16 protein-coding genes are annotated in these 20391 nt (G+C 62.8%); 3 read left to right on the top strand and 13 right to left on the bottom strand.

Annotation, left to right across the window (positions count from 1 at the left end; all coding sequences use genetic code 11):
* Positions 1-133: 133 nt before the first annotated feature.
* Positions 134-454 (bottom strand): DUF736 domain-containing protein, encoded by a 321-nt coding sequence (locus tag JJC00_RS07145; protein WP_200471976.1) that lies wholly within the window; start codon positions 452-454, stop codon positions 134-136.
* Between the two features lie 1087 nt (positions 455-1541).
* Here JJC00_RS07145 and JJC00_RS07140 point away from each other — a divergent pair.
* From JJC00_RS07140 to ftsZ, 3 genes are all read left to right on the top strand, one after another.
* Positions 1542-2015 carry a hypothetical protein gene (locus JJC00_RS07140; RefSeq protein WP_246774115.1) on the top strand — a complete coding sequence of 158 codons (474 nt, stop codon included), beginning with the start codon at positions 1542-1544 and terminating at the stop codon, positions 2013-2015.
* A 258-nt stretch (positions 2016-2273) separates the two neighbouring features.
* The gene (locus JJC00_RS07135; protein ID WP_246774114.1) at positions 2274-2723 is read left to right on the top strand and encodes a hypothetical protein; all 450 of its coding nucleotides are present in this window, start codon (positions 2274-2276) and stop codon (positions 2721-2723) included.
* Between the two features lie 98 nt (positions 2724-2821).
* Entirely contained in the window at positions 2822-3898 is a 1077-nt protein-coding gene (gene ftsZ / locus JJC00_RS07130; protein ID WP_200471978.1) for a cell division protein FtsZ, read from the top strand.
* Between the two features lie 78 nt (positions 3899-3976).
* On the opposite strand, the gene JJC00_RS07125 is transcribed toward ftsZ, so the two are convergent.
* The 12 genes from JJC00_RS07125 to JJC00_RS07070 form a co-directional block, all read right to left on the bottom strand.
* Positions 3977-4300, bottom strand: a complete 324-nt coding sequence (locus tag JJC00_RS07125) for a type IV toxin-antitoxin system AbiEi family antitoxin domain-containing protein (RefSeq protein WP_200471977.1) — start codon at positions 4298-4300, stop codon at positions 3977-3979.
* A gap of 452 nt (positions 4301-4752) precedes the next feature.
* The gene (locus JJC00_RS07120; RefSeq protein ID WP_200471976.1) at positions 4753-5073 is read right to left on the bottom strand and encodes a DUF736 domain-containing protein; all 321 of its coding nucleotides are present in this window, start codon (positions 5071-5073) and stop codon (positions 4753-4755) included.
* A 568-nt stretch (positions 5074-5641) separates the two neighbouring features.
* Positions 5642-6085 (bottom strand): hypothetical protein, encoded by a 444-nt coding sequence (locus JJC00_RS07115; protein ID WP_200471975.1) that lies wholly within the window; start codon positions 6083-6085, stop codon positions 5642-5644.
* Positions 6086-6321: 236 nt separating this feature from the next.
* Entirely contained in the window at positions 6322-7251 is a 930-nt protein-coding gene (locus tag JJC00_RS07110; RefSeq protein WP_200474009.1) for a DUF2493 domain-containing protein, read from the bottom strand.
* Positions 7252-8055: 804 nt separating this feature from the next.
* Positions 8056-8373, bottom strand: a complete 318-nt coding sequence (locus JJC00_RS07105) for a DMT family transporter (RefSeq protein ID WP_200471974.1) — start codon at positions 8371-8373, stop codon at positions 8056-8058.
* A gap of 269 nt (positions 8374-8642) precedes the next feature.
* Entirely contained in the window at positions 8643-9695 is a 1053-nt protein-coding gene (locus JJC00_RS07100; protein ID WP_200471973.1) for a DUF7146 domain-containing protein, read from the bottom strand.
* A 298-nt stretch (positions 9696-9993) separates the two neighbouring features.
* Entirely contained in the window at positions 9994-14289 is a 4296-nt protein-coding gene (locus JJC00_RS07095) for a bifunctional class I SAM-dependent methyltransferase/DEAD/DEAH box helicase (protein ID WP_200471972.1), read from the bottom strand.
* Between the two features lie 233 nt (positions 14290-14522).
* Positions 14523-16631: a ParB/RepB/Spo0J family partition protein gene (locus tag JJC00_RS07090; protein ID WP_200471971.1), complete on the bottom strand. Its 2109-nt coding sequence runs from the start codon at positions 16629-16631 to the stop codon at positions 14523-14525.
* Positions 16632-16734: 103 nt separating this feature from the next.
* Positions 16735-17694 (bottom strand): ArdC family protein, encoded by a 960-nt coding sequence (locus JJC00_RS07085; protein WP_200471970.1) that lies wholly within the window; start codon positions 17692-17694, stop codon positions 16735-16737.
* A 409-nt stretch (positions 17695-18103) separates the two neighbouring features.
* Positions 18104-18286 carry a hypothetical protein gene (locus JJC00_RS07080; RefSeq protein WP_200471969.1) on the bottom strand — a complete coding sequence of 61 codons (183 nt, stop codon included), beginning with the start codon at positions 18284-18286 and terminating at the stop codon, positions 18104-18106.
* A gap of 230 nt (positions 18287-18516) precedes the next feature.
* Positions 18517-19041 (bottom strand): thermonuclease family protein, encoded by a 525-nt coding sequence (locus JJC00_RS07075; protein ID WP_246774255.1) that lies wholly within the window; start codon positions 19039-19041, stop codon positions 18517-18519.
* Between the two features lie 466 nt (positions 19042-19507).
* Positions 19508-20182 carry a helix-turn-helix domain-containing protein gene (locus tag JJC00_RS07070; RefSeq protein WP_200471967.1) on the bottom strand — a complete coding sequence of 225 codons (675 nt, stop codon included), beginning with the start codon at positions 20180-20182 and terminating at the stop codon, positions 19508-19510.
* Positions 20183-20391 lie beyond the last annotated feature (209 nt).

The following is a 20391-nucleotide window of genomic DNA, read 5'->3' as shown; positions in this document are numbered from 1 at the left end:
CAGACGTTCACGCACAAGACCGCGAAAGTCGATCAGCGTGAGGCGCTGAAGCGCAGTGGCCTCGCGACTATTCTTTGATGCCCGGTGAGAGAAACGCCCCGCCCGGCGGACCGGGCGGGGCTTCTTGGCGACCTCAGTCGCCGGTCTTGCGCGGCCGCGACCAGATCAGGCTGAAGCCGTCGCCGTCCTCGTCGCTGAACAGGTTGGCGTAGATCGGTGCGTTGAACGAGGGATCGTCGAGCTTGAGCGAGAGGTAGTCGCGGCCCTCCTCGGAGCACTTCGACCAGGCGGCCCCGATCTCGGCCCGGCCGACGAAGACACGGTGGCTCGGGGCGTTCTCGTTGCTGCCTTTGGCCTCGGGCACGATGCGGACGCCCTTGGTCTGGAGGCTGAGGGTGACGATCTCGCCCTGGAAGTCGCTGCCGACCTTCTTGAAAGAACCGATGGTAGCCATGTTACTTCTCCTTTGCTGTTTCGAGCCGCGACCACCGCGGCCTCGATGGCGATCTACAGGCCGAAGACGATCGACGACGCACCCGCCCGCGGGCCGCAGCGCAGCGGAGGACGCCAGCGGGGCGACTTTCTTGCCTCGCGAGGAATGGGCGTAGCCCAGGGGAAGAAAGTCGCGCTGCTGGCGTTGCGTTCAGGCGATCGAGGCGCAGCCGATCTTCGGCCAGATCGAGCCATCAAGAGGCCAGGTGGTCCGTGCGCTGAACAGCATCTCCGGAAGAAGTTGTGGCGCCGCTCGGTTGGGCTGCACAAGATGTGGCTGCGTTCAGGCGTAGACATGGAAACAAAAGCGAAGAAAGGGCGATCGCGATTGCGGTGGACCAACCGCGATGAGATGCCCCTGGCTATGATGGAGGACCTGTGGCCGCCAGCTACAGCGTCGGCAAACACCACGAGAACTTCAAGATCTCATCGATAGCGGCCGATACGCCACGGCCAGCGAAGTCATGCGCTGCGGCTTGTCGAAGAACGCGAGCAGCTTTGCGCGGCGAAACTTGAATCGTTGCGAGCGGCCGATCAGGAAGGTCAAAACGGGGGTCCGACCCGTTTGAGGCCGGTGAACTGAGGGATCGGGTCAAGGCCCGCGGACGCGAGCGGCTGAGAGCCGGTAAGCGTAGCGGCAATGTCGCCACCTCGAAACCGAGCTGGCGGATATCTGGTCATTCATTGCATCCGGTAAGGTCGCGGCCGGCACATCGGGTACTCGAGATCTACGACCGGGTCGAAGATCGGCGCTTGGCCGCTCGCGGCGGTATGGTTTCCGGATGGGAGCTCGAGCAAGAGTTCGGCTCATTGTCAAAGCGCTGACGGAGACATACTTATTAGCGCTTTCAGTAGTTTACGTCGGATATGTGCATGATTTTTCAATGAAAAAACTTGCAAACAGTCAGTTCTGACCTATACCCCAAGCCATGACGAAGCTCGAGACCCTCAAGAAGCGTCTGAAGCCCGGCCAAGCCTATAGGCGCGCGGATTTGGCCCGCTGGTCGACATCCATCGATCGGCACCTCAAGCAGCTGGTTGAGAGCGGCATGCTTAAGAAGCTTTCGGGCGGACTTTACGCCTATCCGAAGGAAACCGCGTTCGGCCCGGCGCCGGCTTCCGACAAGGAAGTGGTCGGCGCTTTCCTCAGGAACGATCCGTTTCTGCTGGCCTCCCCCAATGCTAACAACAGTCTCGGTGTGGGAACGACGCAGCTCTATGACAAGACGGTCGTCTACAATCACAAGCGCCACGGCGAGTTTCAGCTTGGCAACCGCAAGTTCGCGTTTCGCGTGAAGCCGCGCTTTCCGAAGTCGCTCACGAAGGAGTTTCTGCTTGTCGATCTCGTCAACAACGTCGATCAGCTTGCGGAAGCCAAGGATGAGGTCTTGAAGCGGGTGATGCAGCATGCCGCATCGACCGACCGGCGGCGCTTGCGCCGCGCGGTTCGCGATTATGGAAACGAAAGAACGAAGAAGTTCTTCGATCGTGTGCTGAGAACGGACGAACTGCATGCCGCGTGATTTCCTCCACAACATCCGCAGTTTGCCGACCTGATCCGGATCGTGACGGAAGAAAAGGGGATTGATCCCGCACTCGAACGCTTGATTGAGTTAGCTTTGACGAGGGCAATGCTCGGCCGCCTTGGCCTGGGCCCACGCGTACTCAAGTGGCAATCGGCACTGAAGCTGTTAACGACTTGTTAACCAACCCAGCCTACCTTGCGGTTACTTTTCGGTTAACAGCCGATTGCCTCCCGGTTCGTTCTAGGAGAACAGTCGATGCCCATTGAGGCGCTGACATATGTCGCACTTGGTGCTCGGCCGAAAATCTCACCCGAGGCCGCCCGATCGGTTGCCAAGCGGCTCAGGTTGCCGCGCTCACTTTCGGACAATGGCAAAGCAGTAGTGATCGTTGATTTCGCTGAAGTAAGGCATACTCCCTGCCCACGAGGTGGTCGTCGCGCGGGCGACATTGTCCCATTCGTGGAAAACATTGAGGCGTCGCAGACGGAAATTGTGCAGCTCGAGGCAAGGGCGGCCGGTTGCCGCGCGGATTTTGAGGGCGAACGCGAGCGCGCCGAGCGCCTGATGGCTAAAGTGCTGCAGGCGACCGCAGAGATCATGCCGCCAGAGAGGCCACCGCACCGCTTGAGGACGAGGTGGCGGCTCTACGGACCGGTGACGGAGTCGGCTCGATCGACAGCCACCGACAGACCGCACGTCGACTAGGATATCGAGCTGCGATCCTGGTCAAGACAGACCGCAAGGTTCGTCGGTAGCAATCCGGGTCCGCAATTCCAACGTGCCGAAGAAATCATGAGGTAAAAGTGACCGACATCAGCGACATTCGCGAGATGAAAGCGCGTATTATTGTGTTTGGAGTCGGTGGGGCCGGAGGCAATGCCGTCAACAACATGATCGCGGCCGGGTTGGAAGGCGTCGACTTCGTTGTCGCCAATACCGACGCACAAGCGCTCACCATGTCCAAGGCCAAGCGCCTCATCCAGTTGGGCACAAAGGTGACCGAAGGGCTTGGCGCCGGCTCGAACTCCAAAGTAGGATGCGCGGCGGCCGAAGAGGCAATTCATGCGATCCGGGATCATTTGACCGGCGCAAACATGGTGTTCGTTACCGCTGGCATGGGCGGCGGTACGGGAACTGGGGCGGCTCCTGTTATAGCCAGGATCGCGCGTGAACTTGGCATTCTCACCGTCGGCGTCGTCAGCAAGCCCTTCCACTTCGAGGGCCAGCGCCGTATGCGCGTTGCTGAAGCGGGCATTGCGGAACTGCTGAATGCGGTTGACACCCTGCTGATCATCCCAAATCAGAATCTGCTCCGAGTGGCCAACGAGAAGACCACATTCAACGATTCCTTCGCCATCGCTGATCAAGTGCTCTATTCGGGTGTGGCCTGCATCAGCGACCTTATAGTCAAAGAAGGTCTGATCAATCTCGATTTTGCCGACGTTCTCTCCGTCATGCGCGAGAAGGGCAAAGCCATGATGGGTGGGGGTGAGGCTTCTGGCGAGAAGCGCGTGCTCACCGCCGCCATGGCCGCGATCTCCAATCCATTGATCGAGGCCCCCTCGATCAAGCGCGCTAGTGGCCTCATCATCTCGATCACCGGCGGCAAGGACCTGACGTTATTCGAGGTCGACGAAGCTGCTAGCTGCATTCGCGAAGGGGCCGACCCGGACGCCAACGTCATCGTCGGCGCCACTTTCGATGAACGCCTGCAGGGTCTCGTCCGTGTCTCGGTCGTGGCGACCGGCATCGATAATCTTGACTCGGCGAATAAGTCCATTGCTGGGACAAGCAGGGTCGAACTACCAAATGATTCGAAGTCGCAGTTCGATACAGCAATATTGAACCCAACGAGGATGCGGCAAGCGGTTCAGGCTTGAATGATTCTGACCGAGCTGTACTGCGTGAGCTTCTGCTCACGTCGACAACCGGCTGCAGGAGAATTTCGGAATCACGTTTCAACGCCCTTGTCGAACTCCTTGGGACTGAAGCGCGATTTCAGTACGGGGACTTGTAATCTTGGGCCGCCAATCGCGCGGGCCGATCGCCATCCACACAGAGCGCGGGATATGGTCTATCAGTTCATGAAAGGCGAGTGCAGAGTCATAACAAACGACCCCGATAGGAACTAGTTTCGCGGCGACGGCGAGCGTGCGATTGCCGTCCAGGAGCGCGTCAGTGAGCTGGTAGAGGCCGCGAGCAAGTTGATTGAGCTTTCGCTCCATCCGGGAAATAGTTGCCGCCGTGATATTTTCGTTGAGGAATTCGGAAAGGCGCATCATGCCCCGCGCCCGGAGAAGCGAAGTTGCTCTATCCTCCTGGCGTTGCGGTTCCATGCTCATGAATCCTATGTGATAGAAAAGCTTGCAAACGTCAGGATACTACGCAAGGCAATCTATCGTGCAGGAGATTGAACAACCGAACAATTTTAAGGTCCTTAGAACTGGAAGTGCTCCAGGCAAAGGAAGACCGGTCCAACGAATTCAAGCGCATACACGCAACAGCTAAGCGGCGGGCCATCGACGTCGTCGATCGACTGGCGCGCAGTTTGGAAGTTGAGGCGGCCAATTTTTTTGACCGGCCGTCTGGCACGGGTGCCAACGAAAGACGCGCGGCTGCCTGAATAGCCAGTGGGGAGCCGAGCGGCTCGACCGGGCCGCAATGCGTCCGAACTGGCAGTTACCTCGAATTGAGAAGCCCCGCCCGGCGGACCGGACGGGGCTTCTTGGCGACCTCAGTCGCCGGTCTTGCGCGGCCGCGACCAGATCAGGCTGAAGCCGTCGCCGTCCTCGTCGCTGAACAGGTTCGCGTAGATCGGTGCGTTGAACGAGGGGTCGTCGAGCTTGAGCGAGAGGTAGTCGCGGCCCTCCTCGGAGCACTTCGACCAGGCGGCCCCGATCTCGGCCCGGCCGACGAAGACACGGTGGCTCGGGGCGTTCTCGTTGCTGCCTTTGGCCTCGGGCACGATGCGGACGCCCTTGGTCTGGAGGCTGAGGGTGACGATCTCGCCCTGGAAGTCGCTACCGACCTTCTTGAAAGAACCGATGGTAGCCATGTTACTTCTCCTTTGCTGTTTCGAGCCGCGACCACCGCGGCCTCGATGGCGATCTACAGGCCGAAGACGATCGACGACGCACCCGCCCGCGGGCCGCAGCGCAGCGGAGGACGCCAGCGGGGCGACTTTCTTGCCTCGCGAGGAATGGGCGTAGCCCAGGGGAAGAAAGTCGCGCTGCTGGCGTTGCGTTCAGGCGATCGAGGCGCAGCCGATCTTCGGCCAGATCGAGCCATCAAGAGGCCAGGTGGTCCGTGCGCTGAACAGCATCTCCGGAAGAAGTTGTGGCGCCGCTCGGTTGGGCTGCACAAGATGTGGCTGCGTTCAGGCGTAGACATGGAAACAAAAGCGAAGAAAGGGCGATCGCGATTGCGGTGGACCAACCGCGATGACATGCCCCTGGCTGGGCTTCCTTCCGCCGGGAGGGTCAGGTGCCAGGTGCCAAGCGCCCCGAGAACGCCGCGACTATCGCTCGCTCAAGCTCGTCGATCCAGCCAACGCTTGGACCCGAGGTGCCTCAGCCGTCGAGACCCAAGGCTCGTCCTTGTCGCGTCGTGGCCGAGAGAGGCTACTAATGTTCCTCCAACAAAGCCTCGCCCGATGGCGAAGATCCGGCACAGCTGGTGATCCGTCTCCAAGCCATGCCGGCGATGGCAAAGGCGCCGGTCCAGCTGAAGATATCCTGCCAAAATGAGGATGGCATCGCGATTTGGGCCAAGCCATGAGCGAGGTGATAGCCCGCGACAGCCGCCGGGACGGTGAAAGCTGCGGCAATCACCGCGCGCACGAAGGTGGATCGAGCCGAGATCAAGGCGGTTTGACCGATGAGAACGGTCACCGCGCCGGCAAGAATTGCGAGCAGAGCGGCGGAGGCAATGCCCGCGCCACCGTGAACAGCCGCCAGACCTGCGGAAAGCGCAATGAAACAGGGCAGCGCGTTGACAGCAAGGGTGAGACCCAGCCAGCAGATCAGGCCGATGCCAAGCATATTGAGGACGAGTGCGATGATAAGCATGGTGGTGGCTCCGCGACAAAAGACATGACGCTCGCGCCTTCCACCACCACCACCACGGCGCGATGAGAATCATAGCGCAGAATGCGCCGCTATGCGAGTGCGTGGCCTCGTTCGTCGAATCGGACAGAACCGACGCGTTCTGCTCGATCGCTATATCGGTCGCGTCAGAGAATTTGCACTGATCCGCGCTGGCGAACTTGGTCCTCGATCAAGAAAGCGCCGATGGATAACGGCGCTTACGCGCCGCCGAACTTCCAGACGGGAATGCCGAGCTTCCTGGCCTTGTCGGCAAGGTTGTCCTGTATCCCGCTGCCCGGAAAGTGCATGACACCGATCGGCAGCACTGCAAGCATAGCGTCATTGCGCTTGAACGGAGCTGCCTTGCCGTGCTTGGTCCAGTCCGGCTTAAAGGCGATCTGAGGAACCTTGCGGCTGGTCGCCCATTTGGCGGCGATCAGCTCGGCGCCCTTCGGCGAGCCACCGTGCAGCAGCACCATGTCCGGGTGCTTGGCGTGGACCTTGTCGAGGCGGCCCCAGATCAGGGAGATGTCATTACAGTCGAGCCCACCAGTGAGCGCGATCTTGGGTCCCGACGGCAGCAACGCCTCGGTGTCCGCGCGACGTTTGGCGGCCAGGAAATCGCGGCTGTCGATCATCGCAGAGGTGAGCGTGCGATGATTGACGAGTGACCCGGAACGGGGGCGCCAGGGCGAGCCGGTATGAAGCTCGAATTGATCAGTCGCCACGTCGCGGAACAGCTCCATGGCGTTGCGGCGTTCGATCAATGTGACGCCTTCGGCGGTAAGCCTTTCCAGTTCGACGGATCGCACCTCCGATCCATTCTGCTCGCGCTGGCTCTTTTGCTGGGCTTTTTCGTTGTCGTCGAGCTCGCGCTCGATGCGGCCCGTGGCGCGATGGAAGAGATTGACGGTCGACCAGAGGAGATCTTCGAGGTCGGGTTCAAGCCGTGTGTCGCTCAGGCTCGCCACGAGCGCATCAAAGATCTCGGCGATCGCGCCTGTGATGGCCTTGGCGTCCGGAAGCGGCCTTGGGTCAGGCTCGTCGTGGAAGGGGCGATGGCCATAGAGCTGAAGCTCGTTGAGGATATGATCGGTCGGTGATGAGCCGTGCGGCGGTTCGAACTGGTTGTCGTCGTGTTCGGTCATCATGGCTTGGGGTCCTTTGCCGTTCGGCCGCGCCCATCGCGGCCTTCGTGGCGATCACCAGACGGCGGGCGGAACGGACCAGAACCCGGAGCGATCAATCCGCCGAAGCCCGTGAGGGCGCAGGCGGAAGCGCAGGGCCGCAGCGAAGCGGAGGATGGCAGAGGTGCGGCTATTTTGTTTCGCGATGCAAAGGCGCGTGAGCGCCGGCGGAAAATAGCCGCACCGGAGCCATTGCCGGGCCGGGCCGCTTGCCGTCCGATCGCCCTCTAGAAGGCCGTGGGCGCGGCGCTGTCTGGCACAGGCACCGCGCGCAATGACCGGTCATGACGATAGCGCGTTCAAATTGCCTGGCGCATTCCCGTAGCGACCTCGGACGCGCCAAAATGCCGGCGATATCCTCAGGCACGAGTTGCGCACCCAAGGCTGAGTTGGATTCGACCACCTGGAGATGACTTTGACGCAGCCGATATCGTAAGTTGCTCTTCGGCAGCAGCAATGAGCGCCAGCGCTATCGCTTTTCCGGCGAGACTTCAGCAGCGACCCGAACGATCCCGCCTCGATGTCCACCGTCACCAGCCCTGACGGAATCAACGACCAGATTTCCTTCGAGTCCAGCGACATGAGAGCCGGCTGGAAGCGGATCTTGTGCGGGGTGTCTGCGGGAGCGACATTCCAAGTCTTGTCATCAGGAATGCGTTTTTCCATAGGGCGCCAACTGCGGCAAAATGCGCGCTTCGATCGCACACGACAGCCGCATTCGGTTCTCCATGGGCTTGATCCGTTCACGAATGGTGCAAGTGCAGACTATTCCGAAAAGAGCTTCACGCCGACCAGACCGACAACAACCAGCATGACAGAACAGAGGCGAGCAAGATTTGCACTCTCACCGAAAAACGCAATACCGACAATCGCTGTTCCCACGGTCGCAATTCCGGCGAAGGCCGCATAAACCGTCGAAGCGGGCAAGCACTTCACGGATTCACCCAACAGAAGAAAAATAGGAAGAGCGAAGACGACCCCCGATAAAACTGTTGTCCATTTCGAAAGCCCGACCGAGCGCTTCAAAACGAAGGGCCATGCGATCTCGAACACGTCCGCCAGAAGTATGTATAGCCAGGCCATCAGATATCCCTTTCATCAGGCGTCGCGTAGCACAAGCCGCTTGTCGATTACGACCATCAACTGATCCGCTTTGGTCAAAGGCGACCTACCAAATTCGGTAGTGCCACGGTCGCTGCACCTCAGATCGCTGCCGAGTGATTGCGCCTCGCATCTCGGCAGAGGTGGGCAAGGCCCGCTGGAGCGCTCTTCCAAACCCGACTGCGGTCCGCAACATCATCGACAACACAACATGATCTGCCCAATTGCCGGCGGCGCCGCAGGTGGATCAGTCAAACCGTCCCGGCATCGGCGAACAGCATAAAGCGAACGACATCCTGCGGCGCGAGTTGGATGCGCAGTGCCGCCCGCAGGGCGTCGAGCCCGAATGCATGCAGGTCCTCGTTGAAGTCGCCCGTGCGCGGAGACAGGACGAGCGCCTCGATGCCCGCGGCTTCCGCGCATTGCGTCAATGCCGCGACCGCCGTGTCACCCGCGGCGTCGGCGTCGCGGGCGATGTAGAGCCGACGCAGCGTCGGCGGAAGCAGAAGGGCGGCCAGGTGGTTCGCCGAGAGCGCGGCGGCCATCGGCATGGCAGGCAGCGCACAGCGCAGCGACAGCATCGTCTCGATGCCTTCGCCGGCAGCGAGAACGTCGCCGGCTGTGCCAAAGCGCACGGCATGGCCGAGGAGACCGCCCATGGCCCGTCGGGGCGTGTCGACCGGCGCCTTGCCAGAGCCGTCCGGCGCGAGCCAGGTGCGATGTGCGCCGGTGATGCGACCGGCAAGATCGGTCACGGCGGCGATCATCGCCGGCCAGGTCTCAGTCGGCGAACCGTCGTCCGGGCGATAGTAGCTGCGCGGATGAAACCGCAGCGCGCCCGCATCGTGGACAGCCTTGATGCCGCGATTGCCGAGGTAGGTCTCGACCAGCGTTCGGCGGATCGGCTGCGACATGGCCAAGAGCCGCCGTGCCGCTTCGACCGATCCGGCGGGGACGGGTGTGCGAACGGGCTTTAGGCTGCGGCGCGGTTCGGCGCGCGGCAGACGCAGAAAGCGTCGTGCCTCGCCTGCGATATCGCGAAACTCGACGAAACCGCAGCTCTCGCGGATCACGTCGAGGAGATCCCCATGTTCGCCGGAGGCAGCATCGGTCCAATGCCCGGCGGCGCCGGGACCACACTCCGGTCCGCTGAGCCGGACGAACATCGAGCGGCCGGGCGTATTGCGGACGTCGCCGACGATCCAATAGCGGCCCTGGCGCCGTCCATTGGACAGGTAGTGGCGGCAGACCGCCTCGGCCTCACGGGCGAGCCGGCGCGCCAGTTCGGAAGCATCGCGGGTCATCACGCAACCTCCCGCACTGCGCTGCCAGCAGGTCGCGGAGACGCTGTCGATCGTCTGTGAGACAGCGCCCAGGCGCAAACGCGCACCATCATCGGCCGCGCACCATGTTGGCTCCACTTGCCGGCCGATGCTTCGTGCGAATCGTAGAGTCGTACGAACAAAGAGCGGCCAGGCCGGTTGTGGACATCGCCCGGCAGCCAGTCGCGTCGCTCGCGCTTGCGGTTGCAGCGAGAGTGGCGGCACACAGCCTCGGCCTCGCGCACGAGGCGGCATGCCCGTTCGAAAGCATCGCGCCGCATCAGGCGGCCTCGCGCTCGCAGATGCGCTCGACCGGGTAGCATTCGAGCACCTTGCCAAGCACGACGGCCCCGCTTGCATCGGTGGGCACGAACAGGCGCAGCTTCCAGGAGATGATCTCACTGAACAGTCCATAGGTCCGTAAGCGCTCGCGCATGGTGTCGTTGAAGTCCGCGAGCTCGATGCGATGCGCACCCATGACGCGGACGCGCCGCAGTGTCAGGCCTTGCGCAAGCTCGACGAGCGCGCGGCCTTCGAGCAAGGCGGCGAAGACGTCTTCGGGTTTGAGCGTCGGCCGCTCGCTCAGCAGCGCGTTGGCGACCCAGGCGGACGAGACCTTCCGCCCAATGATCCGCTCGCCGGCGTCGGTCTGGAGGCGGTAGACGCGGGTCGACTCGTTTGGCAGCCGTTTCCAGATCGGCAGGAGGAGCCCGGCGACGACGTGGATCGTGCTCTCGGTGAACTCCGGCAGGTCTGCAAGCTCAGCTGTCCAGGCTGCGCGGAATTGCTCGCGGCCTGTCTCGATCCAATGGCTCTCGCCCATGGCCTTGGACGGGACAGCGTGGCTTTCCATCGGCCGGACCAATTTGACGCGCTGCTCGATATTGCCGTCGTCCAGCATCAGGCTTGGAGCGGGGACTTGCACGGCCGCGCGGCCGGAACGCTCGTTGACCAGCAGGGCCGCGCGGCAGTCCGATAGAAGGCCGAGGGCATCAACCAGAGTGAGCGGCCGGTTGCGTTCGCGCTGGACGATCGTGAGCAGCCGTGTCTCGGCGCAGGTGGCGGGATGGGTGTAGATTGTGCGCCGAGCTGTGACGGCAAAGCTTTCGGCACGAAGGGTCTCGAGGCCCGCATCATAGATTCCGGACGCGATTGCGCCTTCGATCCGCGCCGTCAGCAGCTGCTCGAAGGCGGTGAACAGCACGTTTTGCAGCTCGATGGTCAGCGCCAGCAGACGGTTGAGGAAGGTCGTGATCGGCGGCAGGTCATCCCGCATGCCATTGGAGTCGACGAGCTTCAGCCCGGTCGCATTCTCGAACATCTCGAGAGAGCAACCATCCACCTTGCCCCGAACCAGGAGCAGGTAGAGTTGGCGCAGAGCATCACGGCCGTAGATGCTTTCGAGATTGTCCTCGGGCCGAAACAGCCCCTGGCCCCCGGTCTGACGCTGACCGCGGGTAATCGCGCCGAGCGTGTCGAGGCGGCGCGCAATCGTGCTGAGAAAGCGCTTCTCGGCCTTCACGTCGGTCGCAATGGGACGAAACAGCGGCGGCTGGGCCTGATTGGTCCTGTTGGTCCGGCCGAGCCCCTGGATGGCCGCATCGGCCTTCCAGCCGGGTTCGAGCAGGTAGTGCACCCGCAGACGGCGATTCCGCGCCGACAGCTCGGCGTGATAACTGCGCCCGGTGCCGCCGGCATCCGAGAAGACGAGGATGCGCTTGAGATCGTCCATGAAGGCCGCGGTTTCGGCGAGGTTCGCCGAACCGGCGCGGTTCTCGACCATCAGGCGGTCGTGTTTGCGGATGATCCGGCGTGAGCGCCCGGTGACTTCGGCGACGCTGTCGGTGCCAAAGCGCTGGACGATCTGGTCGAGCGCGCCGGGCACGGGCGCAAGCGAAGCAAGCTTCTCGATCAGCCGGTCGCGGCGTGCGACGGCGTCCCGGCTCTCCACGGACTGACCATCACGGTACACGGGCCGGGAGAAGAGATTGCCTTCGGAGTCGGTGAAAGGCTCGTAGAGCTGGACCGGGAAGGAATGGGCGAGGTAGTCGAGCACGTATTCGCGCGGCGTGATGTCAACCTGGACATCCGCCCATTCCTCGGTCGGAATCTCTGCGAGCCGGCGCTCCATCAGCGCTTCGCCGGTCGACACGATCTGGACGACGGCGGCATGCCCCTCCCTGAGATCGCGCTCGATCGCGCAGATCAAGGACGGCGTCTTCATCGATGTCAGCAAATGGCCGAAGAAGCGCTGCTTGGCGGACTCGAAGGCCGACCGGGCCGCCGACTTTGCCTGGGCGTTCAAGGTCCCGGTCTCGCCGGTGATGTTGGCCGCCCGCATTGCGGCATCGAGATTGTTGTGGATGATGCTGAACGCGGCCGCATAGGCGTCATAGATGCGGATCTGTTCGGGGGTGAGCTCATGCTCGATCAGTTCATATTCGACGCCTTCGTAGGAAAGCGAACGCGCCGCATACAGACCAAGCGCCTTGAGGTCGCGTGCCAAAACCTCCATCGCCGCGACACCGCCCGCCTCGATCGCCTCGACGAATTCGGCGCGCGTGGCGAACGGAAAGTCTTCGCCGCCCCACAAGCCGAGACGCTGGGCATAAGCGAGGTTGTGAACGGTCGTGGCGCCGGTCGCGGACACGTAGACCATCCGTGCATTGGGCAGGGCGTGCTGCAGCCGCAGGCCTGCACGTCCCTGCTGCGAGGCGGCCTGCTCGCCGCGCTCGCCCTTGCCGCCCACCGCGTTTTGCATGGCGTGGCTCTCGTCGAACACCACCACTCCGTCGAAATCGAAGCCCAACCATTCGACGATCTGCCGGACACGCGAAAGCTTTTCGCCGCGCTCATCGCTGCGCAGCGTAGCGTAGGTGGTAAATAGGATGCCTTCCGACAGCCGGATCGGGGTGCCCTGGCGGAAGCGTGAGAGCGGCGTGACCAGGAGCCGCTCCATGCCGAGCGCCGACCAGTCGCGCTGTGCGTCCTCGATCAGCTTGTCGCTCTTGGAGATCCAGACCGCCCGGCGCCGGCCCTTCAGCCAGTTGTCGAGCAGGATACCGGCGACCTGCCGGCCCTTGCCCGCCCCGGTGCCGTCGCCCAGAAACCAGCCGCGGCGGAAGCGGACGGCATCTGGAGCGTCGTCGCGCGCAGCTGCGACAACGTCGAAGGTCGCGTCGACCCTCCAGGCGCCTGCAAGGAAGGCCGCGTGTGCTTCGCCGGCGTAGATCACGCTTTCAAGCTGGGCGTCCGACAACAGGCCGTCTGCGACAACGTTCTCCGGAAGATGGGGCCGGTACGACGGCTTCGGTGGAGCAACCGAGGCCATCGCGGCGGACTGCACCAGTTTGGTCGGATGCGGCTGCGATCCATGAATGCGGATCGATTGCAGGGTGTAGTCCTCATAGAGGGCATCGGTCAGATGAGCTCCGTCCGGAGGAGTCCAGTCGACCGTCTGGTAGGTGAGCTCAATGCTCTGCGGATCATCGAGCCGCTGTCCAGGCGAGGGCCGCATCGTGAAGGCGGGAGCGGATCGCCGAACCGGTCCGGGCGAGCTGACCGGAGCGAGAACAGGTGACGTGATCGGAAGCCGCGGCGGCACATGTTCGATGACCCATGCCAGCAGCGTGGCTGCGTCCGGCGCCACACCCAGACATTCTGGAAGGACGCTTCCGTCCGGCGCGGACTGCTTGTCGATGACAGTGAGCCGCGTCTCGATCGCCGTCCCGTGCTTGGCAAAAACCGCCCCTGCAATCGCTGCCGAGAACACCACGCGGCCGCGCTCCTGAAGACGGATGAAGGCGTCGGTCCACGCTGGATTGTCGGGCGCGAGATTTGCGCCGGTGATCGCGACGAGGCGACCGCCGTCGCGAAGCCTGGCCAATGCCGAGGAGAGATGGCGCAGGGCTGCGTCCGCCATTCGCCGGTCCACATTGGGCAGAGCCGAAAATGGCGGATTCATCAGCACGACGCTCGGGGCAACAGCGGTCTCGAGATGATCGTCGATCTGCGCCGCGTCGTAGCGCGTGACGCTCACGTTGGGAAACAGCAGATCGAGCAGCCCGGCGCGCGTCTCGGCGAGCTCGTTCAGCGCAAGTGTGCCGCCGGAGATCTGAGCGAGGATGGCGAGAAGACCTGTGCCCGCCGAGGGCTCCAGCACGAGGTCTGTGTTGGTAACGCCGGCGGCGGTGCAGGCGATGAAGCCGAGCGGGATCGGCGTCGAGAATTGCTGAAGCGCCTCGCTTTCTTCGGACCTGCGCGTATGAGTTGGAAGCAGGCTGGCGACCTTGGCCAGCATCGAGAGCAATGCAGCCGGCGATCCCGCCTTGGTCCGCATGGCGGCGCCGTGCTTGCGCAGGAAAAGAACGGTTGCGGCTTCACAGGCCTCATAGGCGGCTTTCCAATGCCAAGCACCGGCGGCATCCGAGCCGCCGAAGGCGCCTTCCATCGCCGAACGCAGAACACTTGCGGCATCGATGCGCCGCCCGTGTTCGAGGTCGCAGAGGATGAGCCGCGCGGCCTGGGCGATCGAGGACGCAGCCGCGGCGGTCGCGGAGCAGGACAGATTGATCATGACACTTGAGCTTTCGAGGAGAGCGGGAACGGTCAGGCCGACGGGCGCTCTCTAAGGCCCGACCGGCTCAAACCTGTCCCGGCCGATCTCTCACTCTGCTCACCTCTTGCCTCCACCGCGGGCGGAGGACGCGGGCCACGCCGCGCGCAAGGCTCAGCGCGACGGAGCCGCATTCCAAAATGAGAAGCCCGGCTGATGCCGGGCTTCGGACGCAAGTTCGAAGGCTACCGGACTCATTCAGCGGCAATGCCGTGTGGCTGAACGTCGTCTGCGGCGCCGCTACCGTCCTCATCGCCGGCGAGGAACTCGGGAAGCGGACCCGCGACTGCGTCTTGCTCTGGCGATTGGAGAGCGTCAGTGAGGCGCAGTGGCTCCGGCAGCCATCCCGTGCCCTCGAGAAGGCGCTCGGCCTCGCGGGCCATATCGGCCTTCTTCAGATGGTCGATTAGTTCTGCGGAGGCGTCGCCCTTTGCTTGCCTCACCGCCTCCAGAATACGTGGCTTGGTGACGCGGCCGAGATAATTATCGACGGTCGGCCTCCAGCCGGCCTGCACCATGTCGAGCCCGACCGCCCGTGCCAGCACGTCGGCCTGGGCGAGCCTGCGCGCGAGCCCATCAGCCGATACCCGCCCCTGAGCATAGCGGTTCACCGGTTCATAGAGCGCGTTGACCGAGAACGACGCGCAATGGGCGAACAGGGCTGCTTGCGCATTGCCGTCCAATGCGGAGAGCGTATCCCAAAGCGCCTTCGCATCGTTGGGCAGCCGCGCTTTCCAGGCTTCGTGCCTGGTGTCGATGGCCTTGGCCGGCGCGCTGTCCTTCAAGCCCGGAGCCTGGGCCGGAAATGCCGGCGTGTGCACCGCGATCTCGAGGCAACTGGCGGATGATGCGAACCGGTAAAAGGTTGCCAGCACGAAACTGTGCAGCACCGCCAAAAACGCGATCGACGGATGCTCGGCGAGCGCGTCGCGCAACGCCAGCGTTCGATGCGCTGTCAGTTCGGTGATCAGACGATCCGGCAGCGGTCTTGCAGCATCGTCCTCATCCTCTTCCGCCGGCTCGCTTGGCGCACCGCCGACGGTGATGGCCGTACGCTGCACCGGACCAACGGCATTCTCGCCGTCAACCGTTGCGCTGCCCTGTCCGGGGTCGGCATCGACCGTTGGTTCATCCTCCGGGCGGACGTAGCCGCGATCCACCGCGAGCCGTCCGTCGGAATCGATGCTGATGAAAACGCCGGCGCGGGCGATGTCGGCCGGATCGTAGATCATTGGCCGATCCTCGAACGCGAGCAATGCCGCCTCGATCTCGCCAAGGCGCTGGTCGACGGCCTCGGGCAGTTCGTCAGCATCCTGATACTCGGCTTCGAGCCTGCCATGCTCGGCATTGAGCGCATCGATCGTGCCCTGCTCCTCGATGCTGAGCGAGGCCGGCGTTCCCTCCAATTCCCGCAAGCCGCTGGTGTGGCCAAATGGAAAATCGACGGCCACCGAACCCCACTTCCACCCCTCCGCCGCAATCACCTCGGCGTCTTGCTTGAGCTTCTCCGTGACAAGACGATCGAGCAGTGCCACGTCCTGGAGCCAGCCACCGTCGTCATGCTCGAACAGATCGTGCAGGACCGGACCACCGGCGCGCTCGTAAGCCTCGATGCCGATATATTGCGCACGGCGATCGGACCCACGCACGGTGTTCTCGGTCAGCATGCGGCGGATCTGGTACGGCTCGTCATAGCCGGACCGGCTGACATTGTCCCAGACCTGCTCCTGGCGAGTGTGATCGCCGCTCACCGAGAACGCCATCAGCTGCTCCAGCGTCATGCCGTCCTCGGCATAGACCTCATGCAGCTTCGGCGAGACCGACGCCAGGCGCAGGCGCTGCTTGACGATCGCCGGCGCCACGAAATGCCGCGCGGCAATGTCCTCTTCGCTCATGCCGAGGTTTCGCAGTATCTGGAATGCGCGAAACTGGTCGAGCGGATGCAGCCCGACCCGCTCATCGTTCTCTGCGATCGAATCGTCTTCCGCGATGCCTCCCTCGCGAACGACGCAGGGCACGGCTTGGGTCTTGGACATGCGCTTCTGCTTAACCAGGAGCTCGAGAGCACGGTAGCGCCGCCCGCCGGCCGGCACCTCGAACATGCCGGTCTCATTGCCGTCTGCGTCCACGATGGCGCGGACATTGAGGCTTTGCAGCAGCGTGCGCTGGGCGATGCTCTCGGCAAGCTGCTCGATCGAGACGCCCGCCTTGACGCGCCGAACGTTGGACTGGCTCAGCACCAGCTTGTTAAAGGGAATGTCACGCGAGGGCGACAGCGTGATCTTTTGGACTGCCTTTGTCATGTTTCGTCTCCACGACGGGCGGCCGAAAGCCTCTCTCTCGACCTCCAACCCGTCGTGGCGCTCGGCGCCGCCCTCTTCCTCTGTTTCGCGAGCTAAGCTCCGCTCACGCCGCCTCCTGATCTGCGTCGGCACCATCGGCGGAAGCAGTTGGATGATCTCCTGGCAGGAAGCCAAGCAGATAGTCCGCGGCTTTGCTCGCCTGCGAGGCCGCCCGCACGATCGCGCGGTTGTCCTCGCGCAGGACTTCCAGCCAGGAGCCGATATAGTCGGCGTGCCGCACCGTCGGCACGATGCCGAGTGAAGCGCAGGAAAACGCGGCGCACAATTCCGCAATCAATTCCTCGAACGCGTATTTTTTCGTGCCGTAGGAACCGCCGAGATCGCGGTTGAGGCGCGAAGGATGACCGCTGGCATGGCCAAGCTCGTGCAGCGCGGTCCGGTGCCAATTGATCGGTTCGAAATAGGCCGCCGGCGGCGGCACCTGCACATAATCTTCTGCCGGCATATAGAAGGCGCGATTGCCGCCGATGCGAAAGTCGATGCTGGTTGCCTTGATCAGGGCCTCGACCTGCGGCTCGATCATGCCCGGCAGCGGCATTGGCGCGGTGGTGGCGACGTCGGCGGACAATCCGTCGCATTGATCGGTGTTGAAGACGGTGAACCGCTTCAGGAATGGAACGGCTTGCGCCTCTTCGCCCGTCTCACGCGCACGGCGCCGTTCGTCGGCCGGCACGAAGCGGTCGGCATAGACCACGGTTATGCCGCGCTCGCCCTTGCGGACATGACCACCGAGCGCAAGCGCCTGGCGAAAGGTCAGCCAGCTTTGGCCCGAAAAACCGCGCTCGATCACCGCCCCCCAGAGGATGAGAACGTTGATGCCGCTGTAGGGCCGGGCGGACGCGGCGTTCCTTGGCATCGACAGCGGCGCCTTTGCAGCCTCCGTCCCCCAGGGTTGAACCCAGGGCACGCGGCCGGCCTCCAGCTCGGCGATGATCTTGTCGGTGATTTCGTCATAAAGGCTTGTCCGGTCCTGACCGGCGCGCGGGCGAGAATGTCTGGACATCGCGGATCTTTCGCGACGGGCGCTGCAAGCCTCTCTCGCAGCTCCAACCCGTCGCGGCCGAACCCGGCCAGCCCTCTCACTCTCAATGTTTGTTGCGGAAGCGTTGTGTCTGTTGCAGGAGCGGCGTGCCGCTGCGAGCTCGGACGAGCTCCGGCCTTCGCGTCAGGGATGGAAGCCCGAATGGGTGAAAACCCGGCCGAAGGTCGGGGTTTCAGCGCAGCCGACAGCCCGGTCCCGCAGGGAGACGCACGGCAAAATCCCATGCAGATGGAACGATCAGGCGCCTGGAAACCAGGGCTTGAAAAAAGTGGGGTTTTCCGCCGCGACAAACGTGAAGTGCGTTTGCGCAGAGATCATGCTCAAATTAAAACTAAGAGCGTGATGGCGATTCGGCCTGATCAATCCCGCTTTAGATCTCCTCGCGAGTCTTCGTCTCTGCGTCATAGATTCTGATCCGAAGCATTGGAAAACGCTTCTTCAGCTCTTTCGCACCGCTCTTGGCCCCATCCTTGGTCGCAAATTCGGCCTTGAGGCGGCCATCTACTTCGAGCGCGTATCCTGAAGCTGGCAATTCTCGGGCAGCTGCAACCATCTTCGTCCTTTGCTCAACCGTGAGATCGAGGACAAGGCTTACCCCGAGTCGCCCAATTTGCGCCAGCTAGAGCCATTTCCCGTCCGATGGAATCGGAAGGGGCTCTAGATTGTTGTTTTGACCCGTTCTCTTGGCGCGAACCGGCATCCACTTCGCTCGAAAAACGCTCTAGCCAACAATGTTGATTTTTGCGGCCAAGCTGCGCGGGCTTTGATTCGCTCCGGGATCACTCAAGGATGTGCGTTAGCGTCATCCGAACAATTTGCCGGCGTGCCGCCCGACCGAATGCATGCGCGGTACAGCCAGGGCTCCACATAGCTCCCAGCCCACATCCCACGACCTGAACGATCCGCATCGCGCTGCGCGGCGGAATAGCGGCCGTGGGAATATCGCGGCCAATCCAGCGCGAGACCATTGCTGACCAGCCATTCCCCGAGGTCGGCAGCCCCGACAACACATGTCGCGACCGTACGCCCATATTGGTCTGCAGAAACCGAGGTGCAACTCACCGGACGTCGGGCGATGAAAATATCGAGTTCGTTGGCCGTCTTGGCGCCGCAGCGATACAAATTGCTGTCAGCACCCCGGCACAGCTGATTGCTTTCCGGCGCGTCGACACCCCAAAGCCGGATGCGGGTTCCATGTATGTCCAGCGTATCACCATCGATGACACTGGCCTGTCCGACAAGATCTGCAGCCGAGGCCGCCCTGGACAGGAGCAGGAACGTGAGGATGAGGGTTTTGCGCTTGCTCATGATCATGGGGTTTCAGTGGTCAGCGCAGATTGCGCAGATCAAATTGGGGCCAATTCTCGAGCCGCTTTTACGACGGCAGATGAGCGCAGCGCCCGGGCAGTCATGCGCGTGGAGCATGATCGGGAAAACTGTGCCGCGGACTTCCCGGCAAACGCGGAATGCGTTTGCGCGGAGACGATCCTCAAACAACAATCTAAACCGCGATGGTGATTCATCTTAAATCTCGTCGCGCTTGAGAGTGACGAATGACCAGCGCGCGATGGCGCCCTATTCTGTTCGATTTGCCGGGTGACCGGCAAAAAGTCCAGGGGGCTGATTGCGGAGGTCCCCGGCACGCCTGAGATGGTAACTATCTCGCCTTTTCGAGCCATTCACCGCGTCGATCCCATTGACGACGCGGTGCTCAGGGCCAACCCCAACAAGGCGAAAGAGCTGGTAGCAAACACCGCGGACGGAGATTCGATTGTCAGGCATTGATCCGGCTCAGCTCCACGCGGTTGCGGAGGACGATACAGCGCGAGGTTTCCAGCGCGATGGTTCCGGACAGTGCCAGCTGACTGAGCGTCCGCGACACCGTCTCGATCGTCAAGCCGAGATAGTCGGCGATGTCCTGACGCGGCATCGGCAGTTCGATGGAAGGAGCGGCAGCGTTGCGGCCCGCCATTTCCAACAGAAACCCGGCCACCCGTTCTTCCGCGCTCTTCATCAGCACCATTGAGTGCTCGTGCATACGCTGCAGCTCGCGGACCGCAAGGGACCAGAGCTGTTTGGCAACATCCTTTTCGTACTCGGCCTGGGCCATTACGGCGCTGCGCTCGGCGACCACGACATGCGCCTCCCTGATCGCTTCCGCGGAGGCAAGATGCACCTCGCTGGCCTCGACGTCGAAGATATCGCCGGGCAGATAGAAGCTGCCGATCTGGCGACGGCCGTCATCCAGCGTGCGACAGGTTCGCACCGCCCCGGAGATGACCTGGTAGAGGTATTCAGCCGGATCGTCTTCGGCGTAAATTTCGGCGTTGCGCGCAAAGCGCGTCGAAGCGCCGATCAAGCCCAGCGGGCCTCCGGGCAAGGAATTTGACCGAACCGCAGCGGCCGGACGCGCGCGGATTGAGGGCCCGGCGGCTGCGGCGGTGAGCATGGCAGATCTCCGGTTTCGATCGTCGGTGACGGCAGTCTGCCCGCTTCCCCGGGTTTCGAAACTCGTGTCATTCCCCTAAGTATAAATCCGGAGGCACCCGCAATCTGACCGGTTGTGCGGCGGTTCGTGCGCCGCTTGACCAGCTCGAGCCGGCTCACGCATGTTTGCGCTACCATCACCCGCCATTCGTCATCATGGCGGAAAAAGCG

The sequence above is a fragment of the Bradyrhizobium diazoefficiens genome, from assembly GCF_016616885.1.
Lineage (GTDB): Bacteria > Pseudomonadota > Alphaproteobacteria > Rhizobiales > Xanthobacteraceae > Bradyrhizobium > Bradyrhizobium diazoefficiens_F.
Note: the sequence above shows the minus strand (reverse complement) of the source record. Positions and strands in the feature narration are given on the sequence as shown.

What these genes read in the sequence shown, in the direction of transcription:
- JJC00_RS07070 (WP_200471967.1), bottom strand. Translation starts at nt 20,182, where the DNA reads ATGCTCACCGCCGCAGCCGCCGGGCCCTCAATCCGCGCGCGTCCGGCC.
- JJC00_RS07125 (WP_200471977.1), bottom strand. Translation starts at nt 4,300, where the DNA reads ATGATGCGCCTTTCCGAATTCCTCAACGAAAATATCACGGCGGCAACT.
- JJC00_RS07140 (WP_246774115.1), top strand. Translation starts at nt 1,542, where the DNA reads ATGCTTAAGAAGCTTTCGGGCGGACTTTACGCCTATCCGAAGGAAACC.
- JJC00_RS07115 (WP_200471975.1), bottom strand. Translation starts at nt 6,085, where the DNA reads ATGCTTATCATCGCACTCGTCCTCAATATGCTTGGCATCGGCCTGATC.
- JJC00_RS07120 (WP_200471976.1), bottom strand. Translation starts at nt 5,073, where the DNA reads ATGGCTACCATCGGTTCTTTCAAGAAGGTCGGTAGCGACTTCCAGGGC.
- JJC00_RS07145 (WP_200471976.1), bottom strand. Translation starts at nt 454, where the DNA reads ATGGCTACCATCGGTTCTTTCAAGAAGGTCGGCAGCGACTTCCAGGGC.
- JJC00_RS07075 (WP_246774255.1), bottom strand. Translation starts at nt 19,041, where the DNA reads ATGAGCAAGCGCAAAACCCTCATCCTCACGTTCCTGCTCCTGTCCAGG.
- JJC00_RS07135 (WP_246774114.1), top strand. Translation starts at nt 2,274, where the DNA reads ATGCCCATTGAGGCGCTGACATATGTCGCACTTGGTGCTCGGCCGAAA.
- JJC00_RS07085 (WP_200471970.1), bottom strand. Translation starts at nt 17,694, where the DNA reads ATGTCCAGACATTCTCGCCCGCGCGCCGGTCAGGACCGGACAAGCCTT.
- JJC00_RS07105 (WP_200471974.1), bottom strand. Translation starts at nt 8,373, where the DNA reads ATGGCCTGGCTATACATACTTCTGGCGGACGTGTTCGAGATCGCATGG.
- JJC00_RS07095 (WP_200471972.1), bottom strand. Translation starts at nt 14,289, where the DNA reads ATGATCAATCTGTCCTGCTCCGCGACCGCCGCGGCTGCGTCCTCGATC.
- JJC00_RS07110 (WP_200474009.1), bottom strand. Translation starts at nt 7,251, where the DNA reads ATGACCGAACACGACGACAACCAGTTCGAACCGCCGCACGGCTCATCA.
- JJC00_RS07100 (WP_200471973.1), bottom strand. Translation starts at nt 9,695, where the DNA reads ATGACCCGCGATGCTTCCGAACTGGCGCGCCGGCTCGCCCGTGAGGCC.
- JJC00_RS07090 (WP_200471971.1), bottom strand. Translation starts at nt 16,631, where the DNA reads ATGACAAAGGCAGTCCAAAAGATCACGCTGTCGCCCTCGCGTGACATT.
- JJC00_RS07080 (WP_200471969.1), bottom strand. Translation starts at nt 18,286, where the DNA reads ATGGTTGCAGCTGCCCGAGAATTGCCAGCTTCAGGATACGCGCTCGAA.